Source organism: Henriciella sp. (assembly GCF_029937755.1).
In the GTDB taxonomy this organism is placed as follows: domain Bacteria; phylum Pseudomonadota; class Alphaproteobacteria; order Caulobacterales; family Hyphomonadaceae; genus Henriciella.
This window is the reverse complement of record NZ_JAPYPG010000012.1, coordinates 36449-60459: the sequence shown is the minus strand read 5'-3', so window position 1 is coordinate 60459 and position 24011 is coordinate 36449. Positions and strand designations below refer to the sequence as shown.

The following is a 24011-nucleotide window of genomic DNA, read 5'->3' as shown; positions in this document are numbered from 1 at the left end:
ACTATGAAAGGGTCAGACTCTCGAAATAAACGAGGGAGCCGAAGGGCTCAGGTCACGGATTATACGCCAAGAATCTTTGCTTGCGAGTAGCAACGAATTAACACGTTATGGATTGCCTGAGGTACACCTCTTTTTTGGCATATGGATAAGGTATCCAAATGATTATTGGGCAACCGGAACTGTTCCAAATAAATATTGACCGACAGGAGTCATTGCCCTGGAGCAAATTACCTATCATCGAATCGATCGAAGTTGAGGGATATGATCTTGCTGTAACTCCGGTGTTCTCTGCATACTGGTACTTTGCGACCGAGCGACAGAAAATTTTCAAGAAACGCATCGCGGGGGCAAACAGTTCTGTCTTCACCGAAGATCCAATTCTCTCTACTTATCGCTTCACCAATGCTTACCGAGCCTCTGATAGGGTCAGTCAGTATCTGATTTCACAAGTCATTTATCGTGATGATCTGCCTAGTGACGATACGAACATTTTTTTCCGCATAATGCTCTTCAAGCTATTCAACAAGATTGAAACTTGGGTTGCATTGGAAGGCGAGTTCGGCCCCCTGACATTCGAAGATTTTTCATTCGAAGCCGCAGACAAGTTTCTGTCTGGAAGACAGGATGAGGGGATTAGGAATTATTCAGCGGCGTATATCATGCCGTCAGCAGGACGAGTCTTTGGGTATAGACGTAAGCATTCAAATCATCTGCAGCTTTTGCGATGGATGATAGACGAGAAATTTCATAACAAACTATCCAATTCTTCGTCCATGGAGAGCTCTTACGAACTATTGTTATCGGCCCCGTCAATCGGGCCCTTTTTGGCATTCCAGTTTACAACAGATTTGAACTACAGCCCTCTGATTAACTTCTCAGAGATGGAGTTCGTGGTTGCCGGTCCTGGCGCAATTGATGGGATATCGAAGTGTTTCAAAGATACGAAATCATTGTCCCATTCATCTATAATTAGACATATGGCGGAGAACCAGCATCGATATTTCGAGGAATTGACACTGCATTTTGATGATTTGTGGGGACGACCTCTCCAACTTATCGATTGCCAAAACCTCTTTTGTGAAATTTCCAAATATTCTCGCGTGTCACATCCAGACGTGCCGGGCGTTTCTGGCAGAACAAGAATAAAGCAAAAGTTCACACCAGCGAGCCGACCTCAACTTCCATGGTATCCACCGGATTGGAATGTGAATGATAAAATTTCCGGAGAACAGTTTAGACAATCGGCTTAAATTCGACGGATCTCGCTTTCAAATCGACGACGACACGCCCCTCTTTATGTTCGCGGAACAACTGGAACAGTTTGTAGCCATCCCTAATGGCGTTTTCCCATTCCCAATATTTGTTCGTAAACGGCTCGTGCCCGATCGATAACTGATGCACCAGCTTCAATAGTGAAAACGGGATCGTTTCGTCTTCCGGAAATAACGTTCGATTTTCCGCAAGCACGTCAGGCTGTCGGAGACCTGCAACTCGCGCGGCTTCACAGTGAATTACCTTAACAATTGCCTCCTCAACGACGGCGGCACGTCCTCCGTCTTCGACTTCATCAACAGTCTTGTCACTTTCGCGCTTCGTGCGGATCAATTTTCTAAGAACAGGCGACCATCCAAGATGAGCGGCGTTGGCAAGATGCATCACATCATGAAATCGATATCCATCCGGTTCATATGCATTGTCTTTTAGCTGATCACCAAACGGGTCCCCTTGCCAACGCATTTCCGAAACGGTGTCACTGACCGAGACAATATCAATCTCCATATATCTCGGTAATTGTTCTTCTTCCGGGTCCGCCTCGTCATGGAGCGGAGTCGGGGGACCACTCGGTCGTCGGAATCTATTCTTCTCCACGTTCTTTTGAGCAACCGCGTCCAGCGAAATGGAGTAGAGTGATGCAACTGCTGCGACATGCCATGCTATTGCTCCGAGAATTGCGCTAATATCTCTGTCCTGAAGTTGTGTGTTCAGCTCCAGCTCGACGTCTGGCAACGTGTGACGCATTAACTGAGCGCCAAGCTGGGAAAGCACTGCCGAACAGACAGTTAGCAACGTATCGTCATCGGTTCTTGCCGTATTGAAGGCGACTTTCTGGTAATCGCCAAAAGTTCGCGTCTCCAAGGGTGGCAGGTTTGCGGCAGCATCCAGAAATTCTGCTGCGCGTTCTGGTGACAAAACCTCCCTAATGCGCGACCCACGCTCGTTATTGTTACCAACCTCCCGGACCAATTTCTCAATGTCATTTTTAAGCAGGTCAGTGTCCGTTCCAGAAAATTCTTGGCGAGCAAGAGAAAAAGCATACCACATGACATCACCAAGTTCTTCTTCCAGTTCCGCCCGAGCAACGGCAGAGTTAAGAGCGCCGCCCTCTCGTAGCGTCTCTTTCTTTATCGCAGAAACGACGGAACCAATCTCGCTCATCAATCCCTGAATATTGATTTTTTTACGAACATCATTAGGAAGATCGGCAAATTGATCTGACCGGTTTATGAAGGCTGTATATTGAACAATTTGCATGGTCGTGTGTATTCTCTAAGCTGCTGTATCGGCTCTTGCGCCACTCATTATTTTCTCACAATCTGCGATTAGTTCCTTGGTGCCGCTCTTGTTCCAAGCCTTGCTTCCGCGTTTGGAATCCGTGATTCCGGTATCCAATTCGGCGAATGTGGAATGAATGGTGAGCGTGCCGGGTTCGTGGCCCGCTTCCCGGGCTATGAAGTTCAGCAGTCTTCCAAGGCCGATCAAGTTGCCAAGCGTTTTCGCAACATAAAAGTGGCTTCGATAGAGCGCCGTCATGTGGAGCCGCACCTTCTCTCCGTCCAGTTCCGGTTTGATTTCAATGAAGCTTAGACACTGTCGACCACGGAATTTGTTGGCGTCACGAACAGGATGGAACAGGCTGAGTTCGTACATGTGATAACGATTGATTACGTCGTCCCGAGCAGGTCCGAACTTTGAAAGGTTCTCAATCATTGTCTCCAACTGATTTTCTGTTGAACCGTCCCGGCCTTTCTTCCAGGAAATCATTCGATGGAAATACCGTCCCCAGTCCGGGACAGCTTTCTTTATCCGCGGAAACTGGCGTTCATAGCGGTCATAGAGAAGCTGACGGTCTCCGGGGACGTATAGCTCTTCCGGAAAAATCGTATTTGCCACAGTCGAAATGGGAAATGACTTGTGCGCTCGCAAAAACTCATCGACGGCCGCAATGAGTTCATGATCGCTTTCTGAATGAGCAACAGGGTCTGCGATATGCAAGATCAAACCGTATTGTGGTCCATCATCTCGCAAACGTCGCGCCGCGTCGAGCCATGCACTTGCACAAGAATTGCTTGGCTGCATCGGGTTGTAATAACTTTGCATCTAAATCTCCTGAAGGCGAAAGCCGCCCATCCATCTATCGCGAATGTGGCTTTCGCTGATCCACGCATGTCCATTGTCTCCCCAACGCGCTCCCCAAGAGTTTCGGATGAGGAGGTAACTGGTGTTGCCTAGTTCGCCGCTTCCAACGGCCAGCAAGGCATGACCTGCACCTTGGGACGGGTGCTCTGTTTCATCCGGAACAACGGCGTCGCCGGTTGAGCGGTCAACATTGAGAAAAGCGGTCCCGATATTCAGTCCAATGATCGACGCTTCGCCTTGGCCCAAGTTCGTGGAAATCTCCGAAAAAGCTGAGCTGACATCCAAAGTTTTGGCATGAAAAAGTTGCTCAGGAGCAGGTGTTGGCGGTTTCCAGTGATCGGAATCAACATTTGATGGCACATAGGGCCAGAATGATTCATCAGGCTGGCCATTTTTGATCAGTACATGACGCGTGGACTGCAGGGTGGAGCCCGCATTTGGCGGATCACCCGCGTACTTTACAGCGTGATAGTAAAGCCATTCGATGCAAAGCGGGTCGGCACACCTGTGCAATGCCTCGTGCGCTGATGTCGTCGCGAAAGCCAAGCAGGTTGGTCTGCGCCCCTGATTGCCTACACCAGCAAAACTTGCCCGTAGATCCGTATGCACTTTGATCTTGCTCATCTAAGACGCAACAACCGATCGCGTTGCGGCTCGTATAGCCCGGGGTCACGCGAAACCGTGTTGGTGTATGTGAAGCTGAATGACTTTGGTTCATCATCCGGGTCCCACGACTTGGTTTCGCGCAATGTGTATTGCCCCTCAGAAAGCCGGCTTGGATCACCGAGAATAAATCGACGACTGTTGCCGCCCAAGTTTTGCGGATGAAGCGCATTGCACTCATCTTTCAGCACCACAAAACCGGCATCCTGCAACTCATCAAATGTCCAAAGGTAACCGGAGCTCTTATGTTCCTCCAGTTTCAACAAAAACAGGTCATTGCGGTTTGCTTCGATGGTCCCGCCTTCATCTCTTTCGGTCAGGCGCCAAACATCCCGATGAGCCCAGCCATCGACTTGAAAATCGTCAACGAGTTCTTCTTTCAGCGACTTCGGCTGGACCTTCTTCAGATCTCGCCGCAGCGTAGCGGAAATCAAATTCTCCCTCTCAAAAGCCAAAAGTGTTGCAGAGTAACTTGCTCCAAATCGCAGTGACGCTTGATAAACCGTTTGAGGGTTCTCATAGTCGCGGCCCGTTAACTCATTGGCGTGGTGATGCTTCTCGATCAAAAATCGAGGCAACACAAAATGCGATGCAAATGCATCCGCCTCGCGCTCCTGAACGGGCACTTTGCTATAGCTCCCGCCTGCAACAGGCGTTCGCCTCAATATGTTATCATCGTCTGCATGAGGCGTGTGGTTCATAATCATGTGACCAAGTTCATGCCCTGCGGTGAAGCGTTGCACGCCTATTGGACGCTGCGTTGTGATTATGATGCCACGCTCACCGTCCTCGTTCATGTAGGCGCCCAGCAGTTTGTCTAGCGGTTGAAACATCAACATCGCTCCGGAGCGCGAGATAGCGTCGAATACGTCCACACGCATAGACTCTCGAAGCCTGTCTGGCGTTGCGAGGTCGCGATGCAGGCGCATGGCCGCCCGCATACCTCTCATAATGGCTATACGGTCATTACGGATTGCCATCGCCGACCTTCGATTTTGCTTTTAGAAATTCAGCAAATTTCTGGAGTTCACCGCGATCCGTTTGAGATAGCTCGGTCGCGGTTCGCGCTAAAAACTCAACATCTGCTGGAACACCTTCAACGACTTCATCAGTGAACCATGAAGTTGGTTTTTGGTATAGACGCGCTAGTTGCCGAAGCTCCAATGCGCTGATCGCTCTTTTACCACTTTCAATTTCAGATACTGCGGAACGCTGAATTTGTAAAAATTCAGCAACTTTTGCCTGACTCATGCCCAAGTATTCTCGGGCCTCCTTCAGTTTACGTTGCAATCGTTCTTTTTCGTTTTCCGGGCCGGCGAAACCCATTTTTACGTCACTCATTTTACACCTCCTCCTGCGCTTTTGCTGTCGCCCACGCTTGCTCAGCCTCTTTAAGGAAGGCCGTTACGCAGCTTTCTGCGTCGGAAAATCCCCCAGCCGGGATTTTGTCTTCGGCGATTGTCACGCTGATTTCGTCTTCAATTCGCAGTGAAATTCTGAGTGCGTTAAGCGAATCAATTTCGGGTTCCCAAGAGCCCTTTGAGCCGCTGTTGCCGCGTTTGATTGCTTCATCCTTTATCGACTTTATTTCGTCGCGGATCGCGCGCTCTAATTCTGCTTTTGGAAACGACATATCATACCCGTCTATTTTTCCGACCTTTCTCCCATATGTGTCGGATATTCCGACATGTCAAGTTTCATATGATATTTTGAGGCCCGTTCAAAATGGCTCCCAAAAACATCGCGTAACTTATTCTAAATGCTCACTACACTGAGCAAATCGGTGTTTACGTTGACCTTCAAGGATAACGACACTACGTGGAGGCTTATGACTATCTAACGACCGCTTTTGCGCCCGTAGCAGCCGGTAAGCGGTCTAGATTGCATAAGGGGCCACTATGCGAAGCGGCCTCGATAAGTGACACGCTTCTCGGTAGCCGCCCCATGTTTCTTTCATTTCAAGGCCACCATTACGCCAACCGCTATGCTCGGCTGCATCATCTTGCGCGCCGCTGCATCGAACGCCGTTCCCGCACTCTATCAGGCTCAAGCCACGTCGCCCGCAGTGATATGTGCGCGAGAAACTGGCTGAGCGCATCGACCTGATCATCGTGCCGGGCGTTGGGAAACCCCAGGAGTTCATGGCGAAGCTCCGCAAGCCAGGAAGCGTCTTCCGGAAGCCTGACAAACCCTTCAGCGAGCTTGATTGTTTCTCCGATCATGCGGTCCTCCTTGTCGAGCCTGGGCTGGAATCCAAAGTACCGTGATCGCATACCGGGCCCTCGCCTGAGGTCCTGCAGAAGGGAGATTCCCGACGATGCGCGCTCGATCACCACTCTATCGGCATGCCAGTGCTGCTGCTGCCTCAGTATGGCCTGTTTGAGGTCCGGGAAGTCCAGACGCTGGCGAAACACGTCCAGCAGATCCCAAGCGTGATTGCGATATCCAAAACTCAGACAGACGCTTGGGTCACTGTCGGGCGCTGCCGACATGCCGGTATCCCAGCTCTGCACGACTTGCTGGTATGCCGTTCGTGGCGGGTTATCATCAAAACGCGGAAACCACTCCCACCGGATGTGTCCGCCGCCTGGCCGGGTCGGATTCTGCAGGTACTGGGCATTGAAGGCGAACTCCCCCATCTCGCGCCGCATGCGCTCAAGCTCCTCACGAGGCTCGCGCGCCTGAAAAAGCACATCTCCGACCTCGCGGCGATGCACCTGATCAAAGCCAAGATTGAAAACTCCCGGCTCTGCAGCAATCGACGGCAGGTTGAGGTGCGTGTACTCGCCGCCCAGAATGAGGTTGCCGGCCAGATCATCCTCATGAAGGCGCTGCTGAATGACGATGACACGACCCGTGCGCCGGACATTAAGGCGCGAGAGCAGTGAACCCTGGAAGAATTCCCGGGCATTTTCTCGCTCAGTGTCTGATCGACCTTCATCGGCCTTGAGAAGATCATCGACGATCAGGATGTCGGCCCCGAAGCCGGTCACAGACCCGCCACGGGCGACAGCCAGTCGGCCGCCCTGTCGAGTGGTTTTGATTTCCGCGGCTCGATTGGCGCGTGGATTGATACGCATCGACGGAAAGAGCTGCTGGTACCAATCCGTTTCAACCACTGTGCGGAACTGATGCGACAGCTCATTGGCAAGCTGGCCACCATAGCTCGCCGTGATAATCTTCAGCGCAGGATTGCGCCCGAGGGCCCAGGCACAGAAGCCAACCGCAGTGCAGATCGATTTCAGATGGCGGGGTGGCACCGTGATGAGAAGACGGGTCATCCTTCCCTCATAGACATCCTCAAGCGCCTTGCAGATCGCCATGATATGCCAGTTGCGGACAAACTCCACGCCGGGGTGTAGTTTTGAAAATGCCTTCTGGACGAAGAAGTAGAGCGACTGGCGCTGCAGAGCGGCAAGTGTTCGTGCGTCATTCATGACGGTCTCCCTTCTTTGAAAAGAGTTCCCACGCTTCCTTCAGAATGGCCTCGTCTTCGGCTTCAATGTCGATTTCTGATGCTGGGCTGGCTGCATCAGTTTGGCGATCGCCTTCCTCAAGGGTCGCATACATCGATATGAGTCGCTCGGCGGCCCGCAGATCCCCTTTGAGCGCTTTTTCCACCATTCGTTTGAATATGAGTTCCAGCCGACTGGCTTTCCGGCGCACACCGTTCTCAACATAGTCGATGGGGGTCAGCAGCGTTTCGAAAACGATTGTCTTCTGGCTCTTCGCCCCTTTGGGCCGCCCTTTCGGATTGCCGCTCTGGCCGGGTTTGAACCGGCTGTGTTTGGGCGGCTTTCCATAGCCAACCTCTTCTTTCGGCTCAGGCGCTTTGCGCATGCGCACTCTCGGGTCGTTGATCGGTCTGATCGCCATTAGCCTGCCCTCCCCGTTTCGGAAAACACTGTTGGTGGCGTGCGCGTCCGCGTGCGGATTACGGGTGGTGCTTCAAGGGTGGCGACGGCATTTGTCCGTCGCGCTTCGACCACCTCGAACGCTTCACCGGTTTCCTCAAGCGTCGCTGTGAGCCCGCAGACCGCTTCGACACGGCGGATCGTCGTATCGACATAGAGCGGATCAAGTTCGATCAGCCTGGCCTTGCGACCGGTCCGTTCCGCCGCGATGAGCGTCGTCCCGGCCCCACCAAAGAGATCGAGGACACTATCGCCGCGTTTCGAAACGTCCTGGATCGCATCGGCGACGAGTGCGACGGGTTTGACGGTCGGGTGCAGCTTGAGATCGGCCATCTGCCCGCCCGGCGTATTGGCCCCCGGATAATCCCACACATTGGTCCGGTTGCGGCCATACCGGCCGAGGTCAACATTGTTGGTATGGGCGGCGCCGGAAACACGCGCGACGAGGATAAGCTCGTGCTTGGAGCGGTAGAGCGACCCCATGCCGCCATTGGTCTTGTTCCAGACACAGAGATTGAGAAGCTCGAGACCGGCCTCCTCGCTCACATCCACGAGCGGAGCGATGGAGCGCCAGTCCATGCAGGCGAAGATGACGCCGCCCGGACGGGTTGCCTCACGCGCCCTTTCCATGCTCGATCGCAGGAACCCCCGAAACTGTTCGGGCGTCATTTCGCCGGACGCCATCACGAACTCCCGGTGCTGGACCGCGCCGAGGCCGCCCATATGGCCCTTGACTGGGACATTATAGGGCGGGTCGGTGAAGACCATGTCTGCGACCTCACCTTGCAGCAGAGCCTGATATGTCTCGGGCAGCAGGGCATCGCCGCAGATGAGGCGGTGCGGCCCGATCTGCCAGACATCCCCGGGCTGCGAGACAGCCGGGCCGGACAGGGCGTCCGCGTCTACCGTATCGGCCGGATCAGCGCCGCCCTCCTCTCCGGCAAACAGGATGTCGATTTCCGGAGTCTCGAACCCGGTAAGCTCGAGATCAAAGCCGAGGATCTCGATTTCCTGGAGTTCAAGGCGGAGCAGCTCTTCGTCCCATTCACCCGCTTCGGCGAGCTTGTTGTCAGCAATGCGATAGGCGCGGATCTCGGCCTCGCTCAGATGCTCGACGCGTATGGCCGGTGCCTGGGTGAGCCCAAGACGCTTTGCTGCCTCGACCCGGGCCTCGCCGGCAATCAGCCGGTTCTTCCGGTCGATCAGGATAGGGCTCACCCATCCGAACGTCTCTATGCTGCGGGCAAGCTTGGCGAGTTGCTTGTCGGAATGCCGACGAAGTGTGCGCTCGGGGGATTTGATATCGGCGAGGTTAACCTCGACCAGGGCGAGGGAGTTGGAGCCGGTCAGGTTGCGGACCTGTGGCGAGGTGTTTTCATAAGGCATGAGAGCCTCCTTGAAGTTGGGGCTTCAAAGAAGGCAGGCGACAGCGAATGCAACCAGGGCACACAAGGCTCTCGCCGCTTCCTTCGAAGCGGTTGAAATTGCCCTATTTGTATCCCTTGAAACGTCCGCCCTTATCCGCTCATGCTCGATCAGAATGCGTCCATCGCACTTGTCTATCTAGATGCCAATAATTGCCACGTCAATACACTAATACATTGTTTTTTATGCACTAGTTTCTTCGTCAATTAATATTCAGCGATCCGCCGAAGGTGGCTTTTTCCAATGGGCAAGAAAGGCGGACGGCTTCACATCGAGCGTGATCGCGAGCAATTCCAGCGTCAGCGCGGTTGGATTGCGCGCCCCTCTTTCAATGCCGCTGATATAGGTCCGGTGCAGGCCGCACTCGAGCGCCAGCGCCTCCTGCGACAGCCCGCGCGCCTGGCGGACTTCCTTGAGATTGTTGCCGATGAGCCGCCGTATATCCATGACGGCAGCGAAGCCGCCCCGACCAATATAAATCTACAGACTATAAGTAACATAAGATAAACAGCTTCGAGCTATCCCTGAGCCATCGCAACCTCAGGGAGATTTTCTTATGCGTATTCTTGCTGTTTCTATTGCCGCTCTTGTCGCCTCCGGTGCTGCCATGGCCCAGTCCGGTCCATGGCAGTCGGTTGTCCAGACCGATCCTATAACAGACGAAAAATCAGTGATCGCCGTTACCCAGGCCAATGACTACATCGCGCTATTTATCGGCTGCACGAACGGCACCATCTATGCTGGCGCGACCACGACCTATTTCGATGTCGAGTTTGGAGACTATCGAACGGTCACATGGCGCGTGGACGACAACGCTCCTGTCAGTGAAGCCTGGGAAAACTTGGAGCACGGCGGAGCAGCCGTCTATGACGAACCGGGCCTCGCATTCGCCCGCCAGGTCAGACAGGCCAAGACCAGGGTCGTTGTGAAATCCGGAAGCGACACGCAGGTGTTCAGCGTCCGAGGCTCGACGGCTGAAGTGGGTAAGGTGCTCGACGCTTGCGGGCATGACTAAGCTCAGCGGCTTGAAATTCCGCTCTGGTGCGCTTGAGGTTGTTCTAACTTTGTTCCAATCTTGTCAGCATGTCTGGCACGGGTCCTCTAGATGGGGTCCATGCCTAGCCTTTGCAGTTTCCAAGGGAGGCCAGCTGAATGACAGCGGAAAAGCGATACACCCGCGAAGAACTTTATGACTTGGTCTGGACAAAACCCGTCAGCCTCCTCGCGCCAAAGCTTGGTATATCGGATCGTGGCCTGACCAAGATCTGTGATCGTCACGAGATTCCAACACCGGGACGAGGCTATTGGGCTAAGCTCGAAGCGAACAAGCGCGTGAGGAAAACCCCACTGCCGCAAACAGACAGTCCTGCGCCGAGATACATCTATATCAGAGCGACTGAACAGCCCTCAGACCCAGCAATGGGAGCGAAAGCCCAGGCGGAAGATATCGAACGAGAGCTGAGCCCTGTCGAAATCCCCAGGACGTTCCATAGCCTGCACCCCATCGTCGCTGAATGGGTCGCCGCGCACAAGCAGGACCAAGCCAGACAGCTACGCGAAAGTCGAAATCGCAGGAATGACTGGTTCGCACCTCGGCTACGCGAAGACCTTACAGAAAGGGATCGGTATCGCTTTCTCGTCACAAGCGCGTTTCTGAAAGCCATGGAAAAGCTTGGCGCATCCGCTAAATCCGGCGAACTTCGGGGAAAACCCGCGCTCGTAATATGTGGAGAAACCGTCGAGTGCACGATCATTGAGAAAATGTTGCAGAAGCATGTCCAGTCCCATGACCAGGGCTGGACGGCTTGGCCGGAGTTCTTCAATTCGAATCTCGCTCCTTCCGGCTTTCTCCGCTTTACAATCAATTCCTGGAGCTTCAGTGGGCGTGATTTCATAGAGACTGAGAGCCGGCGCGCTGAAGATCTCCTGCCTAAGTTCATCGCTCATGTGATGGCGACAGGGCCGCTCCTGGTTGAGCAACGCAAGGCCAGAGAAGAATGGCAAAGACAATTCGAGAAGGAGCAAGCTGAACGTGCCGAGAAGGAGCGGCTGGCTCGTCTTGATGCCAGGCGCTGGGAAGCGTTCAGGGAGATGGCGCGAAACTGGGAGGACAGCACGCGGCTGCGAGGCTTCATAGGCGCGCTTCAGCAGGCACCAAAACAGCACACTCTATCCGCGGGCGAGCAGGATCTGGAGACCTGGATCCGGTGGGCAGAGGAAAAGCTGATGCAGATGGATCCGCTTGCTCAAGGTCTTGAAAGTGTCCTTTCAAAACTGGAAGTCTGCGACAGCTCCGACCGGTACTGAGGATCGTCGGGGGTAAGTGATCGAATACCGGTTGCATAATGCGGTGCATGTGAAGCAGATCGATATGTTGGCTTTCGGCGCTCACTCCGGGTCGTCCTGCCAGCAAAATCCACCTGTTCCGCTGACAATACCTCTATCAAAACAACTCCCTCATTGCGCCAAATTTGAGTCGGTGTAGGATTAATAAAAACAGTGTTAAAAAATTGAGGGTCCAATGTATCAGGTCGATTTGAAGGAATCTTTTTTCCCCGCTCAAGGTTTGCCTCTACCGGACCCTCAGACCATTGGTGAGATGTTGCGCGCCTCCTGCGCGGCTGCTCCGGACCGGCCTGCCCTCAAAGAGCTTGGCTCCGGCGGGGAAATCGAACGCGTATGGACCTATGCAGAGCTGATTGCCGATTGCGAGCGCCTCGCCAACGCCATCGCGGCGCGGCACGCGCAAGGTGCACGTGTCGCGATCTACGCCAACAATATTCCCGAATGGATTCTGCTTGAGCTGGCCTGCGGTCTGGCCGGCGCAACCTTGGTGACGGTCAATCCCGCGTACCAGAAGCGGGAATTGGAATATGTTCTCCAGCAGTCACGGGCTGAAGCGATTTACTATGTTGATGAATTTCGCGGCAATCCGATGAAGGAGATTGCAGACTCAGTTTGTGACCAGATCCCCGCGATCAAGCACCGTATTCTTCTGACCGACCATGCAGCGCTCTACGCCGACGACACCAAGCCTCATAAACGTCAGACAAAACCTGAAGATCCAGCGCAGATTCAGTACACATCAGGCACGACCGGGTTTCCGAAAGGCGCCTTGTTGCATCACAACGGGCTGGTTCGAAACGGGATTGACGCGATGACGCGCGGTGGCATGAAGCCAGGCGACTCATTTGTGCATCACCTGCCCCTTTTCCATACCACGGGATGCGCCATCCTTGTGCTTGGCGGTCTTGGCGTCGGCTCGACGATCCTGCTGGCCAAACAGTTTGACCCTCCCATGATCGCCAAGGTGATGGAACGTGAAAGAACGGATTTTGTGCTTGGTGTGCCGACCATGCTCGTTGCACTGATAGACGAGATTAAACGAAGCGGCCGCGATGTCTCGTCGACGTCCCGGATTATGGCGGGAGGGTCGATGGTCTCGCCAGATCTCTGTCGGAAAGCCCACGATGTCTTCGGCGCGCCGATCCAGATCGTTTATGGGCAGACCGAGTCATCACCGGTTATCACACAGGCTTGGTATGACGACACGATCGAAGACCTCACTCAGACGATAGGCCAGCCGGTGCCCTATACCGAAGTTTCGGTTCGCTCGCCGTCGGACAATACCGTGTTGCCCATCGGTGAACAGGGCGAAATTTGCTGTCGTGGCTATCAGGTCATGTTGGGATACAACGAAAACCCTGAAGCAACCGCAGCCGCCATCGATGAGGAGGGCTGGCTTCACACCGGAGACCTCGGCCGGATGGATAAACGCGGCTACCTTCGCATCACCGGCCGGGTCAAAGAGATGATCATCCGGGGCGGCGAGAACCTGTTTCCAGCCGAAATTGAAAATGCGCTCCTTGAACATGAAGCGATCGACGAAATCGCCATTGTGGGTGTCGCTGACGAAAAATGGGGCGAACAAGTCGCGTGTTTCATGCGAAGTCATGGCGACGACCGACCGGACGGGGCGGCTCTCAAAGCCTTCGTGCGCGAACGCCTGTCCCCGCAAAAAACACCTGCTTTTTGGGTATGGGTCGAGGATTGGCCGCTGACGGGCTCAGGCAAGATACAGCGATTCAAACTTAAAGAGGCATTCGAACGCGGCGAATTCCAGGATCATCTATCATGACGCGGCTTCCAACCTATCGCAGCCTTCTTTTCGTGCCGGGCACGCGTGAGGACAGGTTCGACAAGGCTGCGCGCGCTGGTGCTGACGCTATAATTATTGATCTCGAAGACGCCGTGCAGCCCTCTCGGAAGGCAGCAGCACGCGAAACTGCTTTGGTCTGGCTGGCAAATAACTCCAAAGGCGTGGACGTCGGATTGCGCATCAATTCACCTCGCACGCCCGAAGGTAATGCGGATCTCGCAGCGCTCGCCGCATCAGGCTTGCGCCCGGCTTTCATCATGGTGCCCAAATCGCAAACTGATATTGATCTTGAAATCGTTTCGGAGGCAACGGGCTGCGAGCGCATCCTGGCGATAATCGAATGCGGCAGAGGACTGCACCATGCCCATGAGATCGCTTCCAGAAGCCCTTGCGGAATATTGTTTGGCGGCGTCGATTTTTCTGCAAGTCTTGGCGCCGATCTGGACGACTGGGACGCGCTGCTCCATGCAAGAAGCGTGATTTCCGCAGCGTGTGGAACGGCTGCCATTCCGGCATACGATGCGCCTATGCTGGACGTATCGAACAATGCCCAACTGATTGAAACAAGCAGTCAGTCGCGCCGGCTCGGCTATAGCGGACGCGCATGCATCCATCCAGACCAGGTCGAACCAGTCAATGATGTCTACGTACCGACTGCAGAAGAGCTGGCAAATGCAAAAGGCATCCTCAGCGCCCTCGAAGCCGCGGATGGGGGTGTGGTGCTGTTTAACGGAAAAATGATCGATCGCCCTGTAATTCTCGCGGCCCAGAGACTGATTGATCGCGCGCGGCCCTAGGCCGCCATTGTGATTTTCAGGCTGCAACCGGCGTCAAGGATTTTTCGGCCTTGAAAAGCCCGTCTTTCGGGTGAGCCGCTTGATCAGCCCTACCCTTCCCAACCGGCGCAAACCAAAGGCTGTTTGAAGATCGGCATGGGTTGGTAATGGGCAGACTTATTGCTCAAACCACCAAAGGCTGCGTTCCCTTTGCGTGTTCGAGCTGGGCCGCTTATTGAACCGCAAAAGATTGCTGTACGAATTCGAAAGTCCCCTGATGCCCAGACCCGCATATTCAGCCGAGGAAAACACAACGATCCGGGAAGATTTTCTGGACGGAGCAATAAAGCTGTTCCGACAGGTCGGTGCCGAAGAGTTGTCGCTACGGCGGCTCGCCAAGCATTTGGATATCAGCCACACCAAACTGTATCGCTACTTCGGCAGCAAAGAAGAGCTCCTGATTGCGATCCGGCAGAAGATTCTCGAAGAGTTGCAGGTGGAGATGTATGCGCAAGATCCAACCGACGCATCTGCAACAGCTCGCCTGAGAGCAGCCAGCTATGCTTTTTGCAAATTCGCGGTGTCGAACGAGAAGGAATATTTTTTCCTGTTTTCCGACGAGATCGAAAACACCAGGAATTCGAAGGCCTATCTCAAGCAGCGACAGGCCTTGTTCAATTTTATTGTGGAAATAGCAAAGCAAGCTCAAGTCAAAGGACAGACAGATCTGGACGGGCGCACGCTCGCCAATCTCGCTTGGGCAACCATGCACGGATTGTTTCTGCTGCACTTCAGAGGACAATTTGTAGAAGGGCGGTCATTTGAAGACCTGTTTGAAAGCGCCATGAGCTTGCTATTTGGTCCGGCGAAAGACGAGGCATGCGGCTCATCCGGCAGCAGATAGGATCCTACCAACGCGCATAAGGCTTGGAGCGTCATGGTATTTACGTTAGGAAAAAAAGGACCCCTGAAACGATAGGGATCTGGCGATCTAACAATTGGAGCGCTGCTGCTGGCCGCGATCAGCCTAGGCTGATGAAATCCGCGCTGCGCTTTTCAGTATAGGCGCGAAATCCTTCTTCGAATTCTTCACTCGTCAGACCGCGAACCTGGTCGCGCTCTTCATCAGCCAGGTCCTGTTCAAAACTTGGCTGCTGACGAAGCCGGGCCTTAACCATCGCAACTGCGCCGCGAGGCAGCCTTGAAAGCCGTTCGGCTTGTTTGATAGCCGCCGACATCACCGCGCTGTCGTCGAGCACCCTATCAGCCAGCCCTATTTCGACGGCACGTTCACCCTCAATCGTTGCTGTTTCAAGAATGAGGCGACGAGCCTGGGGTAGACCGACCCTCAGCGGGAGACTGCGCATCATTCCCCAATCGGGGACCAGGCCCAGTTTCAGAAATGGGACCATGATCTTCGTCGATCTGCCGACGAGGATATAGTCTCCCAGCAGCGCCAGCCCAACCGCGCCGCCGGCCGCAATGCCTTCAGCTGCCGTCACAATCGGAACATCTGCGTTCCAGATGATGCGGCACAGGCGATGGATATGCTGCAGCCGTTCCCGCGCACCTTCTTCCGAAAGTCCTTGCATGGACGGCACATCCCCGCCAGCGGAGAGGTTTCCTCCGACACCGCCAAGGACAATGGCTCGTATGTCTGGATCTTCAACAATCGCCGGGAGCGCTTGAAGCAACGCTTCACGGACGTCGAAATTTACGGCATTCAGCTTTTCAGGTCGATTAATCTGGATCCGGCAAACATGATCTGCAGGTTGGTCTATGAGGATTGGCGAAGTGTCACTCAACTGCCTGTTCCTTTTTGAATGATGTGCTTGCGTAAAAATGCGGCCATGCCGTCGATCGCGGCCCGCGCCTCAGGCAATTCATCTGGAAACTGCTGAAACACATGTATCATGCGGTCCCAGACCTGACAGGTCGCTTCGCCGCCAGCTGCCTTGATTGCGGCTGCCATATCGCAAGCATCGCTGAGCACGGTTTCCCGGTCTCCAACCTGGATAAAAACCGGAGGCATTTCGCTAAGGTCGCCGTGCAGCGGGGACGCAAGAGGCTGCGCCGCATCAGCGCCGCCAAGATAGTTACTCGCCATCCGCCTTATCATTTTCTGATTGTGGATCGGGTCGCTCCCGGCGCGAGTGACATAACTCTCACCATTCGCTTCAAGATCGGTCCAAGGCGACATCAACCCGATCGCTGCTGGCAGGGGCAAATTCTCGGCTTTCAGCTTCAATGTCGTCGCAAGCGCCAGATTTCCGCCAGCCGAGTCGCCGACAAACGCGATATTATCGGGCGATGAGCCAACCTCCAGCAACGCCCGATAGACCTTGAGGCAATCTTCGATAGGAGCTGGAAATGGATACTCGGGCGCGCACCTGTAGTCGACGTAGAGACCAATGCTCTCACTTGCTTCGCTGAGGCGACAAATAAGATCGAAATGGGAGCGGAGGGACCCGACCTGGTATCCGCCGCCGTGCAGATACACAAACAGTTTGTCCTTGGGCAGATCATGTCGACCAACCCATGCGGCTTCAACGCCATCGAAGCGTTCCATGATCGGAGCGGGTTTCATGGGTTCGACGCCGAACAACAGGTCCCAGTCAGCACGCATCTGGGCGACCGTGGTATCGCGCCCCCATCCCTTATAGACAGACAGCACGCGTTGGATGATCTCGTCGATTGGTTCCGTCATCTCTAGCACCCCATGCCACCCGAGACGCCGAGCACCTCACCAGTAATAAATCCTGCAGCAGGTGAAGCCAGATATGTCACGGCAGTTGCGACCTCTTGCGGCGTGCCCAGCCGTCTGAGCAAGGTTGCGTTGCGCATGGCCTGCTCAAGTTTGTCGCCATTCTCGCCCGCAATCGCAGCATCCAGTAGCGGCGTTTGCACCGGACCGGGGCACACAGCATTTGCAGTGATGCCGAAGCGCGCATTTTCCCGAGCAAGTGACTTTGTGAATGCCAGCACGCCGCCTTTGGCAGCCGCATAGACCGCGCCGCCTTTGGAGCCCTGCCGACCGGCTTCGGAGGATATGTTGACGATCCGGCCGTAGCCGCTCGCCTGCATGGTCGGCAATGCGGCATGTGTGACTGCGAAAACGGCTTCTAGATTGATCCGCAGGAGCATCTGCCAGTCAGACGGCGAAGTATCGGTAAAGAAAGCGTGCTGATCAACGCCGGCATTGTTGATCACGATATCGATACGCTTGCAGTCCGAAACGATCTTCGAGACGGCTGCCAAGTCACTCAGGTCAAGTTTTACGAAGTCGCTCCTGGTCTGGTCGGCGATCGCAGCTCCAGAGGCCTCGTCCCTGTCGGCAAAGATGACCTTTGCTCCGGCCTCACTCAATTGGTGAACAATCGCGGCGCCGATTCCAGCAGCGCCGCCTGTCACAAATGCGACCTGGCCCGAAAGGGCGTCGGCCCTGAAAAGAGCGGAAGACACAGCTTACCGCCCTTCAAACTCAGGATCGCGACGCAACATGACCGCGTCCAGCGCTTCGCGCGCATCATATGTGCCCGAAAGTTCAGCGACGGTGCGCGATTCCTCGGGCAGACAGGCTTCCACACCGGTGCCGACCCCGTTCCAGAGCAAGCGCTTTGTTGCGGCAAGCGCGAGCGGTGCGCCCCTTGCCAGTTCCTCGGCCAAGGCACGTGTTTCCGCGTCAAGATTCTCGTCATCCACGACGGTATTTATGATGCCCAGGTCCTGGGCTTCAGACGCCGACAATACGGTGTTGCGCAGCAGCAGCTCCATCGCCTTGCGAAATCCGACGAGGCGCTGCAGCGTGACAGAAGCGCCAGCATCAGGGGCCATGCCTGCACGTGTTGCGCCGGTAAGAAATTTCGCGCTTTTGCCCGCGACCACAAAATCGGATGCACAGACGAGACCGAATCCCCCGCCGCCGGCCGCGAAGCCGTGAACGGAAGCGATGACTGGGGCATTCAGGCGTATGAGTGCGCCCGCGACAATTTGCAGAAGAGACGTCGCCTCACGCAAATAATCGGGAAGCTTCTCGCCTTTCGAGGCGAAGACCTTCACATCTCCCCCCGCACAAAAATGCTTTCCGTTGCCGCGCAGGATAACGACGCGGACTCTGGAGTCGCCGTGGATCTTCATGATGGCCTTGTAAAGGGCCGACAGAAACTCCACCGTCATTCCGTTAGCGGCATCTGGGCGGTTAAGCACCAGTTCGGCGATTCCATTCCGCAAACTGACAAGAACGGGGCCGTCTCCGATCAGTACTTCGTCGGCGTCGTCCATAATTTCTCTCCCATTCATCGCATTAGACCAAGAAGGCCAGCGTGTAGAGCGCCTTGTCATTGTTCGCGAGTATGACTGTCTTCTTCGCTATTTTGAAACTCGCTCCTTCGCGGCGCAGTCGATAAATGTTTCTGGCCGCCCAGACGAACTCACCGCGAAGATTCGATTCGAATATCAGCGCGTTTGCAGACGCTTCGATCTCGCCATTGTCGAGAACACTTATTTCAACGTTCGAGATAGTGCGCCTCAGGCTCGATGCGGGCTCCTGTGCATAGCGACGTCCGGTATGAAGCTGCCGTACGCGCAAGGCGATGCGCGAACGATTGTCATAAATGATCGACATTTCCTTCTCAGGATCAATGTCTGCCCCATTGGCCGGCACCCAGTAGACACCATCGTCTGCCCATAGCGCTTCCCACTCATCATAATGATGCTCATCCTGAAGGCGCGCTTCCGTGTAGATGAACTGACTAACGGAGTGGTACAGGACGAGGTTTTCAACGGAATCTTCGGTCACAAGCATCTTACGCCTCCATCAGCGCGCGGTAGTGACGCCAGATCCCGCGCGACGGAGTTTCGTCAGTCGCATGGCTCACCCGAAAGCCGTCATCATCACGATACTCGCGCTGCTCACCTCGCCCGAGGAACAACCATTCAGGGTTCTTTGACTGCACACCTCGCTGGGTGCGCTCGTACATCTCGCTGTCGTCCGCGAGGAGGAAGCCGGCAGGGCCGACGGATCCCATTGTTTGCTGACGCATGCGCCGGTTGAGGTCCGGCGCCCCCTTGAACTGAAGCGCAGTTACATGCTGCACCGTTTCATTCACCGCGACCGGCTGGATCACGAATAGCTGGATTTCGGCGATGAACAGATTCGGATAGATCATCGCATGCGGCGTGCCATCGATCATGATTTCCCGTGCCCGCTTCTCGCCGTAAGCTGCGTTCATAGACGCAACGTAGTCAGGCAGTCTTTCGGCTGTCGTTCCGAACCATTGCAGAGGCACATCAGCCTTTCGGAATTCCGGACGCAGGTCGATTTCCGTATGCCCATTGCCGTAGTCGCGCGCGAGCGCTGTCGACTTGTTGCTGTAGAGCGCGCCAATTCCGCTATCAGCTACTCCAAATATCGAACTGTGGACAAAAGCCGGGTGATAGCCATCGGTTTCATTTTCAACCAGAAACTTCCAGTTGCTGCGGGTCTTATGCTGCAGGAAGCCCGCTGTGACCTCGATTTCACCTTCCGGAGAAGTCAGGCAAACACGGTCCAGCATCTCGGCCGCGCCGCCGAGATGGTCCTCCAGCGAAGGACCCTCTTCCGCCATCGAACCGAACACGAAGCCGCGATAGCTTGCCACACGGGGAACTTTGGCAAGACCGAGCTTCGACTTGTCAGCCGTCTCATGGCCTTCATACCCTTCGGGAAATGCAAATCCCATAAGCTCGCCGGAGTTTGCGAAGGTCCAGCTGTGATATGGGCAGGTAAATAGCTTGGCGTTGCCCTTTTGCTTGACGCAGACCTGATTGCCCCGATGCGGACAACGGTTCTGAAGTAGCTGGATCTCGCCGGACTTGTCTCGCACCATGATAATGGGCTGGGGTCCGATTGATTTCATGATGAAATCATTATTGTTCGGCAATTCGCTCTCGTGTCCGACATAAACCCATGTCTTGAACCAGATACGCTCGAGCTCTTCCTGAAAGATTTGTTCGTCGTGATATAGGGAGCCGTGAACGCGGTTCGACTGAATGCGATCACCGATATCTAGGTGACTGTTGGCGGACATGAGCATCTCCATGGTGTTAGTTCGAATTTCGAACTTATTACCAAGCCAAGACACGCTTTGCAAGCGCCAACTCGTAAGCGCGCCCCTTGAGCTGCGAATAGAGCGCGGCCCGAACGCAGTGCCTGGTGCCTCTTGCCGGGTGGCTGGAAAGATCAGATGCATAAGGTTGGTTTCGAACAAACCGGCACAACTTCGGACATTTTCGGCCTCGAAATGAAGCAGAGGCGGGCCCACTTCGACGTAAGGTGGCACGCCATCACGGCTTCGGCGAGCACGCCGGTAGCTAAAGCCCCGATTGCATGGTTTGTCTGAATATGCAGGTTTGAAGTGACGTGAATTTTGGCGCACAAAAATGCGATAAAAGTCGCCCCACCCGACCAAGGCCAAGGATTGACAGCATGGCAACTGACTCAAACGCCGTAAAGCCAAACCGACCTTCCGCCTTGGACGAAACGCTAAAGATATTTTCTGAGAAATGGACGTATGCTGTTTTGCAGGAACTGTTCTTCGGCGTGCGGCGGTTCGACGATTTCCAGAGAAACCTCGATATCTCACGAAGCGTGCTTACAACTCGGCTAAACCATCTGGTTAAGTATGAGGTCATACGCAAAGTGGCGTACCAGGACCGCCCCAAGAGGTATGAGTACAAACTCACCGAAAGTGGTCGAGCGATGTATGGGAGCTTTGTTTTGCTAAAGCAGTGGGGCGAGCGCTGGCTGAACACTGGGTCTGCGGGCGAACTCGCACTGGTACATGCTAGCTGCAGCAAGAAGCTTGAAGCAGAATTGGTCTGCGTACACTGCGGCAAGCCTGTTTCAGCCCACAACACCTATCCAGAAGCCATACACGGCACACCCTAGAATCTGTCCGACAGGCAAGAAGGCTCTCGGTCCTGCCGATTGCCATCCCTGCGGGAAAGATCGATCAGCAAGCGTTTCGCAGGCTGGAACTTCGTCTACCAAATCGACCACATGATAGCACGGCATGCGCCATGCGATCGCCTGAGTTTGGCCGGCAGCCGCGTATCAAAGTCCTTCATGCCCGCTCGTCGCCCAAGACAGGGACAGACAAGGCTCGACCACAAAGTCATTTTTCGCTGAGCGTACACCTAAGAGACGCAAAGGCGCTTGCGCCATAGGGAGGATAAACGATGAGAAAAATTTCACTGGCCACACTTTTGTGTATGTCTACAGCCGTCACCTGCTTTAGTGCCGCTTATGCACAAACCGCAGACGATAACGAGCCCGAGAGTGCCGCGCCGGAACCGGCAAGCGACTTCGTTCAAAACGTCGTTGTTGTAACAGCGCAGCGCAGGTCTCAAAGCCTTGCTGAAGTGCCGATGTCGATCACTGCAGTGAGCGGTGAAAGGCTGGAAGAGGTTGGCGTTTCGGACGTGAGCGACCTCGTCAAAGTGACGCCGGGGCTGAGCGCTGTCGAAAGCGGCGCGGGTGTTCCGGTCTATTCGCTGCGCGGCGTGGGCTTCTTCGATACTTCAATTGGTGCCCGGCCGACTGTCAGCGTCTATCTCGATGAAGTGCCGCTTCCGTTTTCCGTGATGACTTCCGGGACGTCCTTTGACCTGCAGCGTGTTGAAGTCCTGAAAGGGCCGCAGGGCACGTTGTTCGGACAAAATTCCACCGGCGGCGCCATCAACTACATCGCCAACAGGCCTACAGATTCCTTTGAAGCGGGCGTTACGCTCGACTATTCAAGCTTTGACCGCATCCAGTCAGAGGGCTTCATTTCCGGCCCCGTGAATGATGCCCTTCGCATGCGTCTGGCCGTTCGCGGCGATAATGGCGGCGCCTGGCAGGAAAGCTATACACGTGATGATGAGCACGGCGAGCGCCGCTTCTGGCAGGGCCGCTTTACAGCCGATCTGGATGTAACTGACAATTTCGATCTGTCTTTTACCCTGAGTGGATTCAAGGATGAGTCAGACGTTCAGGCGTCACAGCTCAGCTCAGTACTGCTACAGCGCCCCGTTGCCGCGGGTGCCGTCCCGCTGCTGATTAACTATCCGCTTGCACCGGAAGACGCACGCGCGGCTGACTGGAATGACGCTGGCTTCCCGCTGCGCCGGGATAATGAATTCTATCAGGCCGCCCTTCGGGCGAACTGGGAGCTGACAGACAATTTGAGCATCATCTCGCTAACGTCCTATGCCGATCTGGATCTTCACCAGCGTGCGGATTTGGACGCAACGAGCCTGCCCGCCGTTTTCACGGAAAACATGGGCACTGCGACTTCTTTTGCGCAGGAAGTTCGCCTTGTCGGAGACTATGACCGGTCGAATTGGGTCGTCGGTTTGAGCTATGCTGATGACGACACGACCCAGATCGACGATTATCAGATACCCTATACCACAGGTGCCTCGGCGATTCCGACCGGTCCGTTTACACGCTTCTTCCTCGACACAGAGCAGGACTTCAAGACAACCGCGGTCTTCGGCAACTACGAGCGCGACCTTACAGATACGCTCACTGGGTCAGTCGGACTGCGCTACACGCAGGCTGACCTTGATTACGCTGCATGTAGCCGCGTCGGCAATCAGGAGACGGCCAACACGCTGACGGCCTTCTTCAACATTCTGCGCGGGCCAAGCCGTCCACTTCCAGCGCCGCTGGCCGTCGGCGATTGCCTAACCGTTGATGGAACGGTCACGCCAGGCCAGGTCACGGGCGAACTGAATGAGGACAGTCTTGCGTGGCGCGTAAACCTGTCATGGTCGCCTGCCGACCGGGTCATGGTTTATGGCAATGTTAGCCAAGGCTACAAGAGTGGCAGCGGACCGGTTCTGCCCGCACTCGCGGCGAACCAGTTGTCGCCAGTCGTGCAGGAATCCGTCCTCGCGTATGAAGTGGGGGCACGCTCGCCGCTGATTGGCGACTGGCTCGATGCCAGTGGCGCTGTCTTCTTCTACAATTATGAAGACAAGCAATTGAAAAGCCGCACACAGGTGGAGCCTGCAGTTCTTGGCGCGCTCGAAGGCATTGTGAACGTGCCAGAGTCCGAAATTCTTGGTGTCGAATTCCAGTTGAATGCCCGGCCAATGCCAGGCCTCGACCTGTCCTTAACGGCGACCCATATCAATTCGGAAGTCACGAGCGATTTCGAGGGCTACACGATTACGGCTGCGCTAGCGAATTTTCAGGGCGAGTCGTTCCCATACACGCCCGAAAACCAGCTTATGGCGGATGCTCGATACAGCTGGAACATCAACGATAATTTGAGCGCCTTTGTCGCCACCACCATCAACTACCGCAGCGAAACGACGGCTGGGTTCGGACGGCTTCCGGTGCTGGATATTGATGCCTATACGCTTGTCGACCTTCAGGGCGGAGTGAACGTTTCCGACGGAGACTGGAAAATTGTCGGTTACGTCCGCAACCTCACCGATGAGTATTACTGGAACAATGTGGCGCGTCTCAATGACACGACCCGTCGCTTCGCGGGCATGCCGCGCACCTACGGCATTCGTGTGAGTAAGACTTTCTAGGGCGTTTCCTCCCCGCCCACCCTTGGCCCCGCCGTTCCTGGAGCGGCGGGACCATTTTCTATTCAGCTTGGAGTCAACTCAGATGTCACA

At 55.0% G+C, this 24011-nt stretch carries 24 protein-coding genes; 8 read left to right on the top strand and 16 right to left on the bottom strand.

The genetic code is table 11. The features are described from left to right. Positions 1 to 158: 158 nt before the first annotated feature. Positions 159 to 1250, top strand: a complete 1092-nt coding sequence (locus Q1K29_RS17720) for a nucleotide kinase domain-containing protein (RefSeq protein ID WP_182482241.1) — start codon at positions 159 to 161, stop codon at positions 1248 to 1250. Here the strand turns inward: Q1K29_RS17720 and Q1K29_RS17715 are convergent. From Q1K29_RS17715 to Q1K29_RS17670, 10 genes are all read right to left on the bottom strand, one after another. Continuing rightward, positions 1234 to 2532, bottom strand: a complete 1299-nt coding sequence (locus Q1K29_RS17715; protein WP_119379858.1) for a MazG nucleotide pyrophosphohydrolase domain-containing protein — start codon at positions 2530 to 2532, stop codon at positions 1234 to 1236. The genes Q1K29_RS17720 and Q1K29_RS17715 overlap by 17 nt on opposite strands. 15 nt (positions 2533 to 2547) lie before the next feature. Beyond that, positions 2548 to 3378: a hypothetical protein gene (locus tag Q1K29_RS17710; RefSeq protein WP_147372371.1), complete on the bottom strand. Its 831-nt coding sequence runs from the start codon at positions 3376 to 3378 to the stop codon at positions 2548 to 2550. Then, positions 3379 to 4041, bottom strand: a complete 663-nt coding sequence (locus Q1K29_RS17705) for a C1 family peptidase (protein WP_119379856.1) — start codon at positions 4039 to 4041, stop codon at positions 3379 to 3381. Next, a complete protein-coding gene (locus Q1K29_RS17700; RefSeq protein ID WP_119379855.1) occupies positions 4038 to 5060 on the bottom strand; it encodes an ImmA/IrrE family metallo-endopeptidase in 1023 nt (340 codons plus the stop codon). Before Q1K29_RS17700 ends, Q1K29_RS17705 begins: the two co-directional genes overlap by 4 nt. Then, positions 5047 to 5421 carry a helix-turn-helix transcriptional regulator gene (locus Q1K29_RS17695; RefSeq protein WP_119379854.1) on the bottom strand — a complete coding sequence of 125 codons (375 nt, stop codon included), beginning with the start codon at positions 5419 to 5421 and terminating at the stop codon, positions 5047 to 5049. The genes Q1K29_RS17700 and Q1K29_RS17695 overlap by 14 nt, the downstream gene beginning before the upstream one ends. A 1-nt stretch (position 5422) precedes the next feature. Further along, complete coding sequence (locus Q1K29_RS17690) at positions 5423 to 5713, bottom strand: hypothetical protein (protein WP_119379853.1); 291 nt, start codon at positions 5711 to 5713, stop codon at positions 5423 to 5425. A gap of 364 nt (positions 5714 to 6077) precedes the next feature. Further along, positions 6078 to 7517, bottom strand: a complete 1440-nt coding sequence (gene terL, locus Q1K29_RS17685) for a phage terminase large subunit (protein ID WP_119379852.1) — start codon at positions 7515 to 7517, stop codon at positions 6078 to 6080. Next, a complete protein-coding gene (locus Q1K29_RS17680; RefSeq protein WP_119379851.1) occupies positions 7510 to 7956 on the bottom strand; it encodes a DUF5681 domain-containing protein in 447 nt (148 codons plus the stop codon). Before Q1K29_RS17680 ends, terL begins: the two co-directional genes overlap by 8 nt. Beyond that, on the bottom strand, positions 7956 to 9380 hold the full coding sequence (locus Q1K29_RS17675; RefSeq protein ID WP_119379850.1) for a DNA methyltransferase: 1425 nt from the start codon (positions 9378 to 9380) through the stop codon (positions 7956 to 7958). The genes Q1K29_RS17680 and Q1K29_RS17675 overlap by 1 nt, the downstream gene beginning before the upstream one ends. A 252-nt stretch (positions 9381 to 9632) precedes the next feature. Continuing rightward, entirely contained in the window at positions 9633 to 9866 is a 234-nt protein-coding gene (locus Q1K29_RS17670) for a helix-turn-helix transcriptional regulator (RefSeq protein ID WP_119379849.1), read from the bottom strand. Positions 9867 to 9975: 109 nt separating this feature from the next. Between Q1K29_RS17670 and Q1K29_RS17665 the strand changes: the two genes are divergently transcribed. The 5 genes from Q1K29_RS17665 to Q1K29_RS17645 all read left to right on the top strand — a co-directional run bounded on the left by Q1K29_RS17665 (position 9976) and on the right by Q1K29_RS17645 (position 15258). Continuing rightward, complete coding sequence (locus tag Q1K29_RS17665) at positions 9976 to 10434, top strand: hypothetical protein (RefSeq protein ID WP_119379848.1); 459 nt, start codon at positions 9976 to 9978, stop codon at positions 10432 to 10434. A gap of 404 nt (positions 10435 to 10838) precedes the next feature. Beyond that, on the top strand, positions 10839 to 11726 hold the full coding sequence (locus tag Q1K29_RS17660) for a hypothetical protein (RefSeq protein ID WP_300396609.1): 888 nt from the start codon (positions 10839 to 10841) through the stop codon (positions 11724 to 11726). A 214-nt stretch (positions 11727 to 11940) separates the two neighbouring features. Continuing rightward, on the top strand, positions 11941 to 13557 hold the full coding sequence (locus Q1K29_RS17655; protein WP_119379846.1) for an AMP-binding protein: 1617 nt from the start codon (positions 11941 to 11943) through the stop codon (positions 13555 to 13557). Continuing rightward, entirely contained in the window at positions 13554 to 14375 is an 822-nt protein-coding gene (locus Q1K29_RS17650) for a CoA ester lyase (RefSeq protein WP_300396607.1), read from the top strand. The genes Q1K29_RS17655 and Q1K29_RS17650 overlap by 4 nt, the downstream gene beginning before the upstream one ends. 256 nt (positions 14376 to 14631) lie before the next feature. Further along, positions 14632 to 15258 carry a TetR/AcrR family transcriptional regulator gene (locus Q1K29_RS17645; RefSeq protein ID WP_147372370.1) on the top strand — a complete coding sequence of 209 codons (627 nt, stop codon included), beginning with the start codon at positions 14632 to 14634 and terminating at the stop codon, positions 15256 to 15258. A 118-nt stretch (positions 15259 to 15376) separates the two neighbouring features. Here the strand turns inward: Q1K29_RS17645 and Q1K29_RS17640 are convergent, their stop codons facing one another. From Q1K29_RS17640 to Q1K29_RS17615, 6 genes are read right to left on the bottom strand one after another with little or no spacing between them, the layout of a single operon-like run. Next, complete coding sequence (locus Q1K29_RS17640; protein ID WP_182482239.1) at positions 15377 to 16159, bottom strand: enoyl-CoA hydratase/isomerase family protein; 783 nt, start codon at positions 16157 to 16159, stop codon at positions 15377 to 15379. Then, positions 16156 to 17061, bottom strand: coding sequence for an alpha/beta hydrolase (locus Q1K29_RS17635; protein ID WP_119379842.1), 906 nt, complete (start codon positions 17059 to 17061; stop codon positions 16156 to 16158). Before Q1K29_RS17635 ends, Q1K29_RS17640 begins: the two co-directional genes overlap by 4 nt. Before the next feature lie 2 nt (positions 17062 to 17063). Further along, on the bottom strand, positions 17064 to 17816 hold the full coding sequence (locus Q1K29_RS17630; protein WP_119379841.1) for an SDR family oxidoreductase: 753 nt from the start codon (positions 17814 to 17816) through the stop codon (positions 17064 to 17066). A 3-nt stretch (positions 17817 to 17819) separates the two neighbouring features. Then, entirely contained in the window at positions 17820 to 18635 is an 816-nt protein-coding gene (locus tag Q1K29_RS17625; protein ID WP_119379840.1) for an enoyl-CoA hydratase-related protein, read from the bottom strand. Positions 18636 to 18657: 22 nt separating this feature from the next. Then, on the bottom strand, positions 18658 to 19158 hold the full coding sequence (locus tag Q1K29_RS17620) for an aromatic-ring-hydroxylating dioxygenase subunit beta (RefSeq protein WP_119379839.1): 501 nt from the start codon (positions 19156 to 19158) through the stop codon (positions 18658 to 18660). Position 19159: 1 nt separating this feature from the next. After that, on the bottom strand, positions 19160 to 20422 hold the full coding sequence (locus Q1K29_RS17615; protein WP_119379838.1) for an aromatic ring-hydroxylating dioxygenase subunit alpha: 1263 nt from the start codon (positions 20420 to 20422) through the stop codon (positions 19160 to 19162). 398 nt (positions 20423 to 20820) lie between these two features. Here Q1K29_RS17615 and Q1K29_RS17610 point away from each other — a divergent pair, with 398 nt between their 5' ends. Both Q1K29_RS17610 and Q1K29_RS17605 read left to right on the top strand, forming a co-directional pair. After that, positions 20821 to 21282: a helix-turn-helix domain-containing protein gene (locus tag Q1K29_RS17610; protein WP_119379837.1), complete on the top strand. Its 462-nt coding sequence runs from the start codon at positions 20821 to 20823 to the stop codon at positions 21280 to 21282. 290 nt (positions 21283 to 21572) lie between these two features. Then, positions 21573 to 23921, top strand: a complete 2349-nt coding sequence (locus Q1K29_RS17605) for a TonB-dependent receptor (RefSeq protein WP_119379836.1) — start codon at positions 21573 to 21575, stop codon at positions 23919 to 23921. The last annotated feature ends 90 nt before the right edge of the window (positions 23922 to 24011 follow it).

Bases quoted from the DNA above. Each gene is read 5' to 3' on its own strand.
- Q1K29_RS17650 (WP_300396607.1), top strand. From the start codon at position 13,554: ATGACGCGGCTTCCAACCTATCGCAGCCTTCTTTTCGTGCCGGGCACG.
- Q1K29_RS17665 (WP_119379848.1), top strand. From the start codon at position 9,976: ATGCGTATTCTTGCTGTTTCTATTGCCGCTCTTGTCGCCTCCGGTGCT.
- Q1K29_RS17695 (WP_119379854.1), bottom strand. From the start codon at position 5,421: ATGAGTGACGTAAAAATGGGTTTCGCCGGCCCGGAAAACGAAAAAGAA.
- Q1K29_RS17620 (WP_119379839.1), bottom strand. From the start codon at position 19,158: ATGCTTGTGACCGAAGATTCCGTTGAAAACCTCGTCCTGTACCACTCC.
- Q1K29_RS17670 (WP_119379849.1), bottom strand. From the start codon at position 9,866: ATGGATATACGGCGGCTCATCGGCAACAATCTCAAGGAAGTCCGCCAG.
- Q1K29_RS17635 (WP_119379842.1), bottom strand. From the start codon at position 17,061: ATGACGGAACCAATCGACGAGATCATCCAACGCGTGCTGTCTGTCTAT.
- Q1K29_RS17705 (WP_119379856.1), bottom strand. From the start codon at position 4,041: ATGAGCAAGATCAAAGTGCATACGGATCTACGGGCAAGTTTTGCTGGT.
- Q1K29_RS17680 (WP_119379851.1), bottom strand. From the start codon at position 7,956: ATGGCGATCAGACCGATCAACGACCCGAGAGTGCGCATGCGCAAAGCG.
- Q1K29_RS17625 (WP_119379840.1), bottom strand. From the start codon at position 18,635: ATGGACGACGCCGACGAAGTACTGATCGGAGACGGCCCCGTTCTTGTC.
- Q1K29_RS17655 (WP_119379846.1), top strand. From the start codon at position 11,941: ATGTATCAGGTCGATTTGAAGGAATCTTTTTTCCCCGCTCAAGGTTTG.
- Q1K29_RS17610 (WP_119379837.1), top strand. From the start codon at position 20,821: ATGGCAACTGACTCAAACGCCGTAAAGCCAAACCGACCTTCCGCCTTG.
- Q1K29_RS17690 (WP_119379853.1), bottom strand. From the start codon at position 5,713: ATGTCGTTTCCAAAAGCAGAATTAGAGCGCGCGATCCGCGACGAAATA.
- Q1K29_RS17605 (WP_119379836.1), top strand. From the start codon at position 21,573: ATGAGAAAAATTTCACTGGCCACACTTTTGTGTATGTCTACAGCCGTC.
- Q1K29_RS17645 (WP_147372370.1), top strand. From the start codon at position 14,632: ATGCCCAGACCCGCATATTCAGCCGAGGAAAACACAACGATCCGGGAA.
- Q1K29_RS17720 (WP_182482241.1), top strand. From the start codon at position 159: ATGATTATTGGGCAACCGGAACTGTTCCAAATAAATATTGACCGACAG.
- terL (WP_119379852.1), bottom strand. From the start codon at position 7,517: ATGAATGACGCACGAACACTTGCCGCTCTGCAGCGCCAGTCGCTCTAC.
- Q1K29_RS17675 (WP_119379850.1), bottom strand. From the start codon at position 9,380: ATGCCTTATGAAAACACCTCGCCACAGGTCCGCAACCTGACCGGCTCC.
- Q1K29_RS17715 (WP_119379858.1), bottom strand. From the start codon at position 2,532: ATGCAAATTGTTCAATATACAGCCTTCATAAACCGGTCAGATCAATTT.
- Q1K29_RS17700 (WP_119379855.1), bottom strand. From the start codon at position 5,060: ATGGCAATCCGTAATGACCGTATAGCCATTATGAGAGGTATGCGGGCG.
- Q1K29_RS17710 (WP_147372371.1), bottom strand. From the start codon at position 3,378: ATGCAAAGTTATTACAACCCGATGCAGCCAAGCAATTCTTGTGCAAGT.
- Q1K29_RS17660 (WP_300396609.1), top strand. From the start codon at position 10,839: ATGGGAGCGAAAGCCCAGGCGGAAGATATCGAACGAGAGCTGAGCCCT.
- Q1K29_RS17615 (WP_119379838.1), bottom strand. From the start codon at position 20,422: ATGTCCGCCAACAGTCACCTAGATATCGGTGATCGCATTCAGTCGAAC.